Below are 13,736 nucleotides of genomic sequence, written 5' to 3' on the forward strand. Positions count from 1 at the left end.
TTATGCCTGTTTTTCAGTATATTATTTTTTAGCGAAGCAAAGTGGAGTCGGACTTGAGCCCCACGCCGGGCGTGGCACTGATGCAAGTTAAGAGTCCGCTCACGGGTACCACTTTTTATAACCCAGCTTTTTAGCTGGGTTTTTTTATGCCTAAATTTTAATATTTCATGGTGTGGTGTCGGACTTGAGCGCCACGCCGGGCGTGGCACTGATGCAAGTTAAGAGTCCGCTCACGGGTACCACTTTTTATAACCCTGACCGATTAGGTCGGGGTTTTTTTATGCCTGTTTTTCAGTATATTATTTTTTAGCGAAGCAAAGTGGAGTCGGACTTGAGCCCCACGCCGGGCGTGGCACTGATGCAAGTTAAGAGTCCGCCCACTGGTACCACTTTTTATAACCCCGACCGAATAGGTCGGGGTTTTTTTATGTCTGAATTTTAATGTTTTGTTGAGTGTGGTGTAGGACTTGAGCCCCACGCATGGCGTGGTACTGATGCAAGTTAAGAGTCCGCCCACTGGACCCACTTTTTATAACCCAGCTTTTTAGCTGGGTTTTTTATACCTGAAATTCAAGGTAACATACTGAAGCAATGTGGTGTCAGACTTGAGCCCCACGCCGGGCGTGGCACTGATGCAAGTTAAGAGTCCGCTCACGGGTACCACTTTTTATAACCCTGCTTTTTAGCTGGGTTTTTTTATGCCTAAATTTTAATATTTCATGGTGTGGTGTCGGACTTGAGCGCCACGCCGGGCGTGGCACTGATGCAAGTTAAGAGTCCGACCACTGGACCCACTTTTTATAACCCTGGCCGAATAGGTCAGGGTTTTTTTATGCCTGAATTTTAATGTTTAGCCTAGTGTGGTGTCGGACTTGAGCCCCACGCCGGGCGTGGCACTGATGCAAGTTAAGAGTCCGCCCACTGGACCCACTTTTTATAACCCCGACCGAATAGGTCAGGGGTTTTTTTATAGCTGAGATTCAAAGAACCATGCTGAAGTTAGAAGCAGTGTTTGGACTTGAGCGTATGGTGGGTTAATTCAATCTCCTCTTTGCTCGCTTAACGTGTACCTTAGCCAGCAGGTACCAATGCTGTTTTCACTCAGATCATTATGTCAGTAAGGTGAGCTCAAACCTTTATCTGAGGCGGGCTCAAATTCAATAATCGGCGATTTTTGAGAAAATGATAAATTTTTTCCAGTATTGAACGTCTAGTAAGATCAGAGCAAAGCGGTTTTTGGCCTGTGACGTTTTAATATCGCAACGCGCGCTGGCTATCAGGTGCAATCCCGACAACTTTTAAAGAGGCTCAGGGATTGTTAAAATACACCTCCAGTTGCCGGTTTTATCAGTACCCAACAATTAAAAACCGCCCTATTGACCCTTATACTTCAACAATAGAGAGATAAAATGAGAACTTTAATTGTATTACTTATGGCTGCTGTTTTTTCAACAACGGTACAAGCGAGTGATGAATCGGGCGAAAAATCTATTCAACACCTTAAAGTGGCAGACGTGACTTCCATCGAAGATGCAAGAAAGATTTTCATTGAAAAAACCTCAGAAATTAGAAGCAAACGAGATCTGGATGAGGCTGAACTACAACAGATCCATGTGATCACGTATACGCTTGAGAAAAGCGTTGAATTTTTCACATTTAACCTTATCGGCGACAACAAAAAGCTCGCAGATGATCTTGCGGTTGTGGTAGAAAACATCCACCTTAATTCAGAAAGAAACCGTAAAGAGCAGACTAAAAAGCACCTTAATCAGTATTTTGTGTTAGCAGACAGACTGATTGCGAGTTTTTAATTTAGCACGCTGAGCACGCCTTTCTATACTGACGAGGCCGGGTGAACCTGGCCCCGTTGTCCTCCCCACAGCTCCACAACGTATATTCATCGCAAGCGCAAATTAAGCAGGCTGGCGGATTGGGCCTATAGCGTCCTGGCAGCTGTGTCCGGCCAACTGAAGTTTAAATTATTGATACATATAAGGTGTTCAGGCCAGCCCTTTTGTTCCATTGATTGGTTTTGCGCAATAACTGCGTTCGACTATGCTTATCTTCAGGGTGAACAAGGGGGGTTTCCATGGCCTTGATAGAGCTTATTTATGTCAGTACTGTATCGGCACCTCTGTCTGATGAGCAGTTGATTGAGTTAAATCGTTTTTGCAAATCGACTAATCAGCTCAATGGCATTTCCGGTATGTTACTTTATGATGGACATCACTTCATGCAAGTGATTGAAGGTGAAAGAGATCATGTTGAGCGTTTGTATAAGAATATTCAACAAGATCCAAGGCATACCGAAGTGGTCGCGTTGATCATTAATGACCTGCCAAAGCGTAATTTTTCGCGTTGGTCCATGGGCGTGATTGATCTCTCCAAACATCCGAGTTATCGCAAGGTAAAAACGACACGGCCTCATCGACGGCTGCCGCTCAGTTATAAGTTGCTTAAGTCATTTCGCGATCAAGAAATGGAGTTTGAAGAGCGGGTCAGAAAATCTTTTGGCTAGTCAGTGGCAGGCTCAGAATGCTCTCCATTTTCATCTAAGCTCAAACTTCAGTGCGTAGTAAAGCCTAATCAAGAGCAAGTAAGTTAGCGATTTCGGCCAACAAAGCGCTCTACATTGGCAAAAAGCCGATTACACTTCTCAAGCTGACTTTGATATTCAGATGTCTCTGTACTTAATAATTCAAGGCTCTCTTTTTCCTGGCGGTATTCATTCACCATTCTTTCAAGTTTTTCTTCAAAACTTACTTTTCGTCCTTTACTCGCTGTCTTTTTTGATGATTTTCGCATGCTACTCTCAATTTGATAGATGGGTTTTATGAGAAATACGGGCCTGTCAAATTGATAATGCTGTAATAACGATTAACTTTGTATGCCGGTTTTCTATATGGAAGGTTCAGAAATAGGTAAAAAATTTTTGACTTATTTTACTGGGGGTCAATAAAGAGATATGCGTTTTACACACCATATCTCTTTATTATTAGATTAAGCTACGGTGACGTTGGCAGCTTGTGGGCCTTTGGCGCCCTGTTCTGAATTGAAAGCAACTTTTTGTCCTTCAACCAGAGTCTTAAAACCATCACCTTCAATTGCGCGGAAGTGTACAAAAACATCTGTGCCGCCATTGTCTGGTGTGATAAAGCCAAAGCCTTTAGATTCGTTAAACCATTTTACTGAACCAGTTGTTTTATTAGACATATATACCTCGATATAATCGAAAAAATTTAAAATGAAGCTACTAAATCTGTAATGAAGGAAAAGATATCGCAGGGTAAATATGACGAAGTAAATCGAAAAGAAACTGGGAAAGCTTGTACTAAATATTCATTAATAGCTCAGCTGTTTGAGCTGTCAATTACTATACAGCATATTGGGTGAATAGATAGCTATTTATTTTATTTCTTTATTTAAAAATGCTCAGCACTGTAGACTATTACAATATGCTGAGCATTTTTATCAACTTAAGTTAGGCTTCTTGTTTAGGGTTGGGTAGTAGCAAATTAAGCACAATGCCCAAAATGGCACACAAGCTCACCCCTTGCAGGCTAAACTCGGTGCTGCCAAGCTGCATTCCTCCAATACCAAATACCAATATCAGTGCAATAATGCTGAGGTTGCGGGGGGCACTGAGGTCGGTTTCTGATTTCACTAAAGTGTTTAAACCGACCACCGCGATTGAGCCAAACAACAGGGTCATGATCCCACCCATCACAGGCGTTGGAATGGTTTGCAAGCCAGCGCCCATCTTACCGACAAATGCCAGCACGATGGCAATCACCGCTGTCCAGGTCATTACCTGAGGGTTGAAGTTACGGGTCAGCATAACGGCGCCGGTTACTTCTGAGTAGGTGGTATTGGGTGGGCCACCAAACAAAGAAGCCGTTGAGGTAGCCAGGCCATCTCCCAGCAAAGTGCGGTGCAAGCCGGGTTTTTCGAGGTAATCTTTGCCTGTTACGTTACTGATCGCCATCATATCGCCGATATGTTCAATCGCCGGGGCAATGGCCACAGGCACCATAAACAGAATGGCCGGCCAGTAAAACTCTGGCCAGACAAAGGCAGGGACGGCCAGCCAGCTGGCATTGTGTACCGCATCAAATTGTACGATACCAAATGCCAGAGATAAGCCGTAACCTGTGATGATACCCGCCAGAATCGGGATCAGGCGGAAAATCCCTTTGGCTGTCACTGCCACGATTAAGGTGACTATCAGTGAGGACAATGAAATGATCAATGCCTGATCGTAAGCAACTAGCTGAGCACTGCCGTCACCACTTTTACCCATGGCCATGTTCACCGCAACCGGCGCAAGGGCCAGTCCGATGACCATAATGACCGGGCCAACTACCACGGGGGGTAAGATCTTATGCAGAATATCGGCACCTTTAAAGCGTACCAGCAAGCTCAACAGGATATAGGCAAACCCGGCTGCCATGAGCCCACCCATAGTGGCGGGGATCCCCCATACCTGTACGCTGGCAATGATTGGAGCGATAAAGGCAAAGGAAGAAGCCAGAAAGACCGGCACTTGTCCGCGGGTGACAAACTGAAACACCAAAGTACCGAGGCCCGCAGTAAACAGCGCGACATTGGGGTCCAGGCCGGTCAGCAGTGGCACCAGCACGAGTGCCCCAAAGGCTACAAAGAGCATCTGAGCACCGCTCAGTATGGTCTTGAGCGATGTCAGAGAATTAAGGGGTTTGTTGGACATTCAGGGCGTCCTACACAGTGCCAAAAATTTTGTCACCGGCGTCGCCTAGCCCAGGCACTATGTAACCTTTTTCATTCAGGTGACTGTCCAACGAGGCGGTGAAGATCTCGACATCAGGGTGCGCCGCCAGGGTTTTTTCCACCCCTTCAGGCGCGGCGACCAGCACAATCACTTTGATCTCTTTACAGCCCGCTTTCTTTAACATGTCGATTGTGGCAATCATTGAGCCACCAGTGGCCAGCATAGGGTCAATCACCAGGCCCATGCGCTCTTCGATGTTACCAACTAGCTTTTCAAAGTAGGGCACAGGCTCGAGTGTTTCTTCGTTGCGTTGCAGTCCGACCACACTGACCTTAGCACTTGGGATCAACTGCATCACGCCTTCCATCATCCCCAGTCCTGCACGCAGGATAGGCACAACGGTGATTTTCTTGCCCTTGATGTGCTGCACTGTGAGATCATCACCCTGCCAGCCTTTGATGGTAATATCTTCCAATGGGATGTCTTTGGTTGCCTCATAGGTCAGCAAAGTGCCCACTTCCTGACATAACTCGCGAAAGCTCTTTGTGCTGATCCCATGCTCGCGCATCAGGCCAAGTTTATGCTGTACAAGTGGGTGTTTGATTACATGAATACTCATTGAAAAGATACTCCAAATAAAATTTAACGCTATTTTAGCTTAGCTATTTGAGAATTACCCTGAGATAACGCAAATAATTTATTCAATGAGTTAGGTGTAGTTTACAGCACTCAGTGTAGATAGCTTAAAAGCTTAGTGCGCTGGCAGAGGCTGCTGTACGGCCTGAGCAGCGGCGGGTAGTGTGAGGTGAATAACGCGTCGTTCCGACAAGCGGTGGCGTTGTTGTAAGTAACCAAAATGCTTGCGCATTAGGCGGGTTTGCAATCCATTCCTTTGTGCACGTTCCAGTGCTCGGGTGAGAATGGAAATATGGGCTTTGTTTTGCGGGTGCAGATAAAAATGAAAATCCAGCGGGTAGCTGAGTACCAGATTAGGTTCGATGATCAAACCATCACTCAGTGGGTAATCATCTATTTCATTGATGCCTCGTGAAAAGTAATCAAAGCCCCGATTGCCGCCTGTGAGCATACGCACTATCGTGCCATGGTCGCTGGCACTTTCGATGTAAGGCAGCTGATTGGCCTGCCAGATCTGCGCGTCATACCAGCCGGGCGCAAAGACCCCGACTAATTTACTGTCCCGAAAGGAGTCCAGTGATTGCACAGCATCAAAGCGTGACTGGGTACGCTGATGGATCAATAGCAGCCTTTTGCCAATCAAGCTTTGTGTCAGTGGCACATTAATTTTGTGAAATGTGGCGTCGCGTTGCGGTGTTGCCAGCCGCATTATCATGGTGATTTGGCCACTGTTTAGTAATCGGGATTCACGTTTATACAAAGGGTTAGGAGTCATGGTGAGCGTCAGGTTATAGCCAAGGTCTGCCAGCGAGACGTGCAGCAGCTCACTGATGTACTTTTGCAGCTTAACCTGGCGGACAGGGAGGGTGATGTGAAGCTCCGGGGGCGTCGCGTCTTTGCTGATTTGCTGTGCCCTGACGGGCGAGAAAAGCTGCACAACGACAAGTAAAAAAAGAAGGCTTTGTATTATCCACACAAACTGACTACCCAACCACACAAACTGACTACCCAAAAACCACCGTCACAACCAGTATAGGCAATTTATCGCCATTATTATGCGTGTGCTTTCCTTTTTTTGTTGTTTATGTGAGAATCTGACCCGTTACCCTGAGGGCCTTATGAATAAATTCACCGCAACATTACTGATGATACTCGCTTTGTTTGCCTTTGTTGTGCAAGGCATGGCGAATGCTGTGATGGCGTGTGAAGCACATATGCAGGGCCACGATATGCCAGGGACCATGATGACACATCAGCACACGTCAATGGACAATCACGTCATGTCGCACAGTGAGTCAAATATGATGAGCCATTCGCAGCACGCAATGGATTGCTGTGACGATGACAGTGAGTGTGTATGCCTGACTCATGCCTGTGGTAGCGCTCAACTGTTGCCTGTGGCTGAATTCTTTCTGGCAACAGACCTTAGCTATACGGCTGCTTTATGGCAGGAAAACCAACCCCCGGTTGCTGTCGCTCGATCTCTTTATCGTCCCCCCATTTTTGCCTGACTCAGGTGAAGTGCGTCTGAAATTCGGCATCTGAGCCTGTTTATCCAACTTCTTTTGATGATTTCACTGCATTTTGCAGTGTGATGTTTACATTGATTCTGACCCGGACATGCCATATCGAGTTGCTGTGGGCCAGAAGGAGACGGAGGCAAGTGTGTCTTTTACTACCAATAAATATTTTCTATTTCTGAGTGCCTGTTTGTTTTGGTTGCTGAGCCTGAGTAGTTACGCTCAGAGCAGCCCGGAGCAGGCTTTAACTGTGTATAAAACGCCGACCTGTGGGTGTTGTAAAAAATGGCTGTCGCACCTGCTTGAGCAAGGTGTAAACGCACAAGGGCAGGAACTGGCATCGCTCAGCGCAATTAAGTCACGGTATGGGATAGCTGCACGTTATCGTTCATGTCATACCGCTGTCAGTCACGATGGCTGGGTATTTGAAGGGCATGTCCCCGCCAGGTTTATTCAACAATTTTTAGCCAATCCCCACAAAGACGCCATCGGCCTTGCTGTGCCAGCCATGCCGCTGGGATCGCCGGGTATGGAAGTGGACGGCCGCTTCATGCCGTATCAGGTTTTACTTTTGATGAAAGACGGCAGCCACCAGATCTATGCGCAGGTGAATGCTTATAAGGAGCAGTTTTGATGCAACCTTTTATTATCCGGTTAGTCAGTTTGACACTGTTAAGCGCACTGACATTGAGTGTCACTGCCGTACAGGCGTCAGAACGACTGTCATTGCAAAAAGCAATTGAGCTGGCAACGGAACAGGATCCGATATTACAAAAGCAACATTACCAGCAGCGCGCAACACAAGCGCAAAGCATTGCGGCCGGTACATTACCGGATCCCAAAGTGGCCTTATCTATGATGAATCTGCCTGTGGATGGCTGGCAGCATGACCGTGAAGCGATGACGCAGCTCAAAGTGGGCGTGAGTCAGCAGTTTGGCCGGGGTGACGAGTTGGCACTGAAACGTCAGCAGCTGACGATTGCCAGTAGCGAATATGCCTTGCTGCGCGCCGACCGCACTGCGCAGATCCGCGCTCAGGTAAGTCAATTATGGCTCGATACGTACCTCGCAGAACGCACCATCGCTTTGATTGAGCAGGATAAAGCACTTTTTGAGCAACTGGTTGATGTGAGCAAGGCCAGCTATGCCAATGCCGTGGGGCGTACCCGTCAACAGGATGTGATCCGCGCTCAGCTGGAGCTGGTGCAGCTGGATGATCGTCTCAATGTCGAGTATCAAAAACGCGATGCAGCTCGTGCTCAGCTGATGTCCTGGCTACAAAGCGGCCAGACACAAACTGTCTGGTCGGATACCCGGTTAGCAGAGGGGCTTCCATCACTTCAGGTTGCGGTTCCAACGCTGTTTGTGCAAGGCAAACCGGATCCGCAGCGGTTGCTGAACCGGCTAACCAGTCACCCAGTGGTGTTGGCGCAGGACGTGCGTATTGAGGTCGCCGCTAAAGGTGTCGCGATTGCCCGTCAGCAATATAAACCGCAGTGGGGCGTGAACGCCAGTTATGGTCATCGCAGTGATATGCCCGATGGCAGCAGTCGGGCAGATTTCTTTTCAGTGGGGGTAAGCGTCGATGTGCCTTTGTTTACCGCTAATCGTCAGGATCAGTGGCTGAGTGCCTCACAGGCTGATCAGGAAGCGATCAAAACGGACAAGCTGTTGTTGCTCAGAGACTTGTCAGGTCAGGTTGAAAAAGAAGCAAGCCAGCTGAGGCGCCTGTCTGAGCGTCAGGTTTTGTATCGAGAGCAATTGTTACAGCAAACCTATGAACAGGCCGAAGCTGCACTGACTGCTTACACCAATGACAGCGGCGACTTTGCTGAAGTGGTACGTGCTCGGATCGCTCAGTTGAATGCCAGAGTGGCCGCAAAACAAATTGACGTAGATGCGCTGAAAGCCGTTGCTCGATTGAATTATTACCTCACGACTTACCAGCCAGGAGCTGCATATGAATAACACACTAAAACTATTGCTGGCTGGGTTATCTGGGGGTGCACTGAGCTATGCTGTGATGACCACAGGCACAGCCCCGTCTGACACGCCGCAAGGCGAAGATAACAGTAAGCAGCCACTCTACTGGGTCGCACCGATGGACAGCAATTACCGCCGTGATAAGCCCGGTAAATCGCCGATGGGCATGGATTTGGTGCCTGTTTATGCACAGAGTGAGACGCAAGAAGCCGGGGCGGTCACTATCTCGCCTGAAGTGGTGAATAACCTGGGGGTGAGAACGGCTATCGTGGAGACCGGCCCGCTGTACAACATGATCTCGACAGTCGGTTACATACAATATGATGAAGATAAGCTGGTGCACATTCACCCGCGCGTTGATGGTTGGGTAGAAACCTTATACATCAAAGCCGCCGGAGAGCCGGTGGAGCAGGGACAGCCTCTGTACTCGCTCTATTCACCGCAGCTGGTAAATGCTCAGGAGGAGTTTCTGATCGCCCTGAAGCGCAACAATGCAGCACTGATCAAAGCAGCACGGGAGCGTTTAATGGCATTGCAATTGTCGGCTGACTTTATTCGCCGTTTAGAAGCGCAGCGTCAGGTGCGCCAGACCATTACTTTCTATGCCCGTCAGAGCGGCGTAGTTGCCGATCTGAAGATCCGTGAAGGTTTTTACGTTAATCCGGGCAATACCCTGATGAGCATTGCTCAGCTGGATCAGGTTTGGGTGGAAGCCGAAGTGTTCGAGCGGGATACTGCGCTGGTTGAGGCAGGCCAGCCGGTAGTAATGACACTGGATTATTTGCCCGGTAAGCGTTGGCAGGGCAGCGTAGATTATGTTTACCCGACGTTGAATGAAACGACCCGGACGCTGCGGGTTCGGCTCAAGTTCGACAATGCTGCGCGGGAGCTGAAACCCAATATGTTTGCTCAGGTGCAGATCCAGGCGGGCAGCAAAGCAGACACCATGCTGGTGCCGAGCGAGGCGGTGATCCGCACCGGTAAGCAGGACAGAGTGGTTGTTGCGCTGGGCGAGGGACGCTTTAAGTCGGTCGCAGTGACTTTAGGCCGGGTCGGCCTGGAACAGACTGAGATCCTGGAGGGGCTGCAACAGGATGATCGGGTCGTTACATCGGCTCAGTTTCTGATTGATTCAGAGTCCAGTAAAAGCTCTGATTTCAAGCGTATGAGTGCTGATGCAAAGCCAACTCAGGTCTGGATGGCCGGTACGGTGAATCACTATGAAGCGCAGTCAAGTGTGATCAACATGACCCATGATGCTGTGCCTGAGTGGGAATGGCCAGAAATGACCATGGACTTTCAGCTGGCTGATAAGCTCGATAGCAGTGCGCTTAAAACCGGACAGTCGCTTCATTTTGAGGTCACGAAAACGGATGCCGGATATGAAATCACTACCATTCATATAATGGCTGAACCGACCCTACCAACGGCGACTGTTGGGGGCCACATCAAGGCAATAGACGCCGAGTCTCGCATCGCCACTATCCATCGCGACGCAATTGAAAAATGGGGTCGTGCCGCCGCCACGATGGACTTTGTCATAGCCGAGGATATCGACTTGAATGCGTTTAACGCTGGCGATCAGGTCACCTTTACCTTTGAGGTGGGGGATGACTTTGTTGTGACCGAGATGCAGCACGGTGAACAAACCCCCGCTATGTCTGATCATGCAAACCATTAAGCCAGGAGGACAATCATGATAGCAGCAGTCATAACCTGGTCTTTGCACAATCGTGTGCTGGTCCTGCTGAGCACTTTGATGCTGGTGGCAGGCGGTTTATTTGCCGTTAAGCAAACGCCGGTTGATGCCATTCCGGATCTGTCGGATGTGCAGGTGATCGTAAAAACCAGTTATCCGGGTCAATCGCCACAGGTGGTTCAGGATCAGGTGACTTTTCCGCTCACTACCGCCATGTTGTCGGTGCCCGGCGCAACCACAGTGCGGGGTTATTCCTTTTATGGTGATTCTTATGTGTATGTGATTTTCGATGACGACACCGATCTCTACTGGGCGCGCAGTCGGGTACTGGAATACCTGAGTCAGGCAGCCAACTTATTGCCATCAACCGCCAAGCCACAACTTGGGCCGGACGCAACTGGCGTAGGCTGGGTGTATATTTACGCTCTGACCGACCGCTCGGGTCAGCACGACATCAGCCAGCTACGCAGCCTCCAGGACTGGTTTTTGAAATACGAGTTACAAACGGTGCCGGGGGTATCCGAAGTCGCGTCAGTGGGCGGGATGGTTAAGCAATATCAGGTACAGGTTGATCCGGATAAACTGCGTGCCTATGGGTTGCCTTTGAGCCATATTCAGCAGGCACTGCAACGGGGCAACCAGGAAACCGGGGCGTCTGTGATTGAGATGGCGGAAGCCGAATATATGGTCACGGCTACCGGATACATTCGCTCCGTGACAGATATTGCTCAGATCCCTCTTGGCCTCAATGCACAGGGGACCGCACTGACCATGGGAGATGTGGCACAGATCACGCTTGGCCCGCAAATGCGCCGGGGCATTGCCGAACTCAATGGCGAAGGTGAAGTAGTCGGTGGCGTCGTGGTCATGCGCTTTGGTGAAAATGCTCAGCAAACCATTACTGGCGTGAAGACCCGGCTCGCTGAGTTGCAAGCGTCCTTACCTGAGGGGGTTGAGGTCGTTACTGTGTATGACCGCAGTCAGCTGATTGAGCGGGCAGTGGATAATTTATGGCAGAAACTGCTTGAGGAGTTACTGGTTGTGGCTGTGATTTGTGTGGCCTTCCTGTTCCATTTGCGCTCTTCGCTGGTGGCCGTGATCACCTTACCGTTGGGAATATTGGTGGCCTTTATCGTGATGTACTTTCAGGGGATCAACGCCAATATCATGTCGCTTGGCGGGATTGCCATTGCCATTGGTGCGATGACGGATGGCGCCATTGTGATGATAGAAAATCTCCACAAGCATATGGAAAAGACTCCGTTAACCGATGACAATCGCTGGCAAATAGTGGCAAAAGCGGCGACTGAAGTCGGGCCTGCCTTGTTTTTCAGTTTGTTGATCATCACAGTGTCGTTCTTGCCGGTGTTTATTCTTGAGGCGCAGGAGGGGCGCATGTTTGCACCTTTGGCGTATACCAAAACCTATGCCATGGCAGCTGCGGCCGGACTGGCCATTACCCTGGTGCCGGTGCTGATGGGTTATTTCATCCGGGGGAAAGTCACGCCTGAGCGCAAAAACCCGCTTAACCGCTTGTTGATTGCTGCGTATATGCCGTTGCTTCGTCAGGTTATGCGTTTTCCTAAAACCACTTTGTTCGCGGCAGTGGCGCTGACCGTGGCTGGGTTTTACCCGCTGAATAAAATCGGCAGCGAGTTTATTCCGCCCCTGGATGAGGGCGACCTCATGTATATGCCAACCACGTATCCGGGGATTTCTATCGGCAAAGCGCGTGAGCTGCTACAGCAAACAGATAAGCTCATTGCCACGGTGCCGGAAGTGGAGAATGTGTTTGGTAAAGTCGGGCGTGCTGAGTCGGCCACCGATCCGGCACCATTGACTATGATTGAGACCTTTATTCAGCTTAAGCCTCGCAGCGAATGGCGAGCGGGCATGACGACCGACAAGCTTAAAGCAGAGCTGGACCGCCTGGTAAAACTGCCTGGTGTCAGCAATGCCTGGGTGATGCCAATCAAAACCCGCATCGACATGCTGGCAACGGGGATCAAAACGCCGGTGGGGGTTAAGATTGCAGGCCCGGATCTGGCTGTGATTGAATCACTGGGCCAGCGTCTTGAGAGCATTCTGAAAACAGTGCCTGGCACCGCTTCGGTGTATTCAGAGCGCGTTGCTGGTGGGCGCTATATCAAAGTGGATATTCGTCGTGAGCAGGCTAGCCGCTTTGGACTCAATATTGCGGACGTACAGCAGGTTGTGGCCACCGCAATTGGCGGCATGAATGTCACACAAACTGTGGAAGGACAGGAGCGATATCCGGTTAACCTGCGTTATCCACAGGATTACCGCAGCTCGCCTGAGCAGCTGGCTCGTTTGCCTATCGTGACGCCCACAGGGCAGCGGATCGCCCTTGGTGATGTCGCGGATGTCTACGTTGAAAGCGGTGCGCCGGGGATCAAAAGTGAAAATGCCAGGATCAATGGCTGGACCTTTGTTGATATCGATGGGGTCGATTTGGGCAGTTATGTTGAACAGGCACGCAGTGTGGTCGCCGAGGAACTGGATTTACCTGCCGGATACTCACTGAACTGGGCTGGCCAGTATGAGTACATGATCCGCGCACAGGAAAAGCTCAGCTATGTACTGCCGCTGACATTGGCGATCATCATGTTGCTTTTGTATCTCAATTTCCGTCGATTTGGAGAGGTGGCGTTGATCCTGCTGACTTTGCCTATGGCTACCATCGGGGGTTTGTGGTTAATGTATTTGCAAGGCTTTAACTTCTCCGTTGCCGTTGGTGTCGGCTTTATCGCGCTGGCCGGTGTCGCGGTTGAAATAGGGGTGATCATGCTGGTATATCTGGAGCAAGCTTTTAAAGACTTACAAAGTGAAGCGCAATCACGCCAGGCGCCTGTCAGTGAGTCGCAGTATATCGACGCTTTGCTGCAAGGGGCTGCGCTGCGAGTTCGACCTGTGATGATGACGGTATCGACGATCATTATCGGCTTACTGCCTATCTTATATGGCACGGGCACAGGGTCTGAAATTATGAGCCGGATTGCCGCGCCTATGGTGGGTGGCATGTTGAGTGCGTTGGTGTTAGCGTTATTGGTATTGCCTGTGTGCTATAGCCTGATGAAAAAGCCGGCGTTGCGACAGTTTAACGCGCACATGCAACAGCATAATTAACTGC

12 protein-coding genes are annotated in these 13,736 nt (G+C 49.6%); 7 read left to right on the forward strand and 5 right to left on the reverse strand.

Annotated elements, in window-relative coordinates; translation table 11 throughout:
• Positions 1–1,409 precede the first annotated feature (1,409 nt).
• Both PRUB_RS01715 and PRUB_RS01720 read left to right on the forward strand, forming a co-directional pair.
• Entirely contained in the window at positions 1,410–1,811 is a 402-nt protein-coding gene (locus PRUB_RS01715) for a DUF6746 family protein (RefSeq protein WP_021032861.1), read from the forward strand.
• Between the two features lie 278 nt (positions 1,812–2,089).
• Entirely contained in the window at positions 2,090–2,518 is a 429-nt protein-coding gene (locus PRUB_RS01720) for a BLUF domain-containing protein (RefSeq protein WP_010383116.1), read from the forward strand.
• 83 nt (positions 2,519–2,601) lie between these two features.
• Here the strand turns inward: PRUB_RS01720 and PRUB_RS01725 are convergent, their stop codons facing one another.
• From PRUB_RS01725 to PRUB_RS01745, 5 genes are all read right to left on the reverse strand, one after another.
• Positions 2,602–2,805, reverse strand: coding sequence for a hypothetical protein (locus tag PRUB_RS01725; protein WP_010383114.1), 204 nt, complete (start codon positions 2,803–2,805; stop codon positions 2,602–2,604).
• A gap of 195 nt (positions 2,806–3,000) precedes the next feature.
• Entirely contained in the window at positions 3,001–3,213 is a 213-nt protein-coding gene (gene cspE, locus PRUB_RS01730; RefSeq protein ID WP_010383113.1) for a transcription antiterminator/RNA stability regulator CspE, read from the reverse strand.
• 268 nt (positions 3,214–3,481) lie between these two features.
• On the reverse strand, positions 3,482–4,726 hold the full coding sequence (locus tag PRUB_RS01735; RefSeq protein WP_010383111.1) for a uracil-xanthine permease family protein: 1,245 nt from the start codon (positions 4,724–4,726) through the stop codon (positions 3,482–3,484).
• A gap of 10 nt (positions 4,727–4,736) precedes the next feature.
• The gene (gene upp / locus PRUB_RS01740) at positions 4,737–5,366 is read right to left on the reverse strand and encodes a uracil phosphoribosyltransferase (RefSeq protein ID WP_010383109.1); all 630 of its coding nucleotides are present in this window, start codon (positions 5,364–5,366) and stop codon (positions 4,737–4,739) included.
• A gap of 132 nt (positions 5,367–5,498) precedes the next feature.
• Positions 5,499–6,359, reverse strand: a complete 861-nt coding sequence (locus tag PRUB_RS01745) for a hypothetical protein (protein WP_155946332.1) — start codon at positions 6,357–6,359, stop codon at positions 5,499–5,501.
• Between the two features lie 142 nt (positions 6,360–6,501).
• On the opposite strand from PRUB_RS01745, the gene PRUB_RS01750 reads away from it, so the two are divergent.
• The 5 genes from PRUB_RS01750 to PRUB_RS01770 all read left to right on the forward strand — a co-directional run bounded on the left by PRUB_RS01750 (position 6,502) and on the right by PRUB_RS01770 (position 13,732).
• Positions 6,502–6,894 carry a hypothetical protein gene (locus PRUB_RS01750; protein WP_010383105.1) on the forward strand — a complete coding sequence of 131 codons (393 nt, stop codon included), beginning with the start codon at positions 6,502–6,504 and terminating at the stop codon, positions 6,892–6,894.
• Between the two features lie 154 nt (positions 6,895–7,048).
• Positions 7,049–7,537 carry a DUF411 domain-containing protein gene (locus PRUB_RS01755; RefSeq protein WP_010383103.1) on the forward strand — a complete coding sequence of 163 codons (489 nt, stop codon included), beginning with the start codon at positions 7,049–7,051 and terminating at the stop codon, positions 7,535–7,537.
• A complete protein-coding gene (locus PRUB_RS01760; RefSeq protein WP_010383101.1) occupies positions 7,537–8,871 on the forward strand; it encodes a TolC family protein in 1,335 nt (444 codons plus the stop codon). The genes PRUB_RS01755 and PRUB_RS01760 overlap by 1 nt, the downstream gene beginning before the upstream one ends.
• The gene (locus PRUB_RS01765) at positions 8,864–10,567 is read left to right on the forward strand and encodes an efflux RND transporter periplasmic adaptor subunit (RefSeq protein WP_010383100.1); all 1,704 of its coding nucleotides are present in this window, start codon (positions 8,864–8,866) and stop codon (positions 10,565–10,567) included. The genes PRUB_RS01760 and PRUB_RS01765 overlap by 8 nt, the downstream gene beginning before the upstream one ends.
• Positions 10,568–10,582: 15 nt before the next feature.
• Positions 10,583–13,732, forward strand: a complete 3,150-nt coding sequence (locus PRUB_RS01770) for an efflux RND transporter permease subunit (RefSeq protein ID WP_010383098.1) — start codon at positions 10,583–10,585, stop codon at positions 13,730–13,732.
• Positions 13,733–13,736 lie beyond the last annotated feature (4 nt).

The organism is Pseudoalteromonas rubra (assembly GCF_000238295.3).
Classification (GTDB): domain Bacteria; phylum Pseudomonadota; class Gammaproteobacteria; order Enterobacterales; family Alteromonadaceae; genus Pseudoalteromonas; species Pseudoalteromonas rubra.

Bases quoted from the DNA above. Each gene is read 5' to 3' on its own strand.
- PRUB_RS01765 (WP_010383100.1), top strand. From the start codon at position 8,864: ATGAATAACACACTAAAACTATTGCTGGCTGGGTTATCTGGGGGTGCA.
- PRUB_RS01720 (WP_010383116.1), top strand. From the start codon at position 2,090: ATGGCCTTGATAGAGCTTATTTATGTCAGTACTGTATCGGCACCTCTG.
- upp (WP_010383109.1), bottom strand. From the start codon at position 5,366: ATGAGTATTCATGTAATCAAACACCCACTTGTACAGCATAAACTTGGC.
- PRUB_RS01770 (WP_010383098.1), top strand. From the start codon at position 10,583: ATGATAGCAGCAGTCATAACCTGGTCTTTGCACAATCGTGTGCTGGTC.
- PRUB_RS01750 (WP_010383105.1), top strand. From the start codon at position 6,502: ATGAATAAATTCACCGCAACATTACTGATGATACTCGCTTTGTTTGCC.
- cspE (WP_010383113.1), bottom strand. From the start codon at position 3,213: ATGTCTAATAAAACAACTGGTTCAGTAAAATGGTTTAACGAATCTAAA.
- PRUB_RS01735 (WP_010383111.1), bottom strand. From the start codon at position 4,726: ATGTCCAACAAACCCCTTAATTCTCTGACATCGCTCAAGACCATACTG.
- PRUB_RS01760 (WP_010383101.1), top strand. From the start codon at position 7,537: ATGCAACCTTTTATTATCCGGTTAGTCAGTTTGACACTGTTAAGCGCA.
- PRUB_RS01715 (WP_021032861.1), top strand. From the start codon at position 1,410: ATGAGAACTTTAATTGTATTACTTATGGCTGCTGTTTTTTCAACAACG.
- PRUB_RS01725 (WP_010383114.1), bottom strand. From the start codon at position 2,805: ATGCGAAAATCATCAAAAAAGACAGCGAGTAAAGGACGAAAAGTAAGT.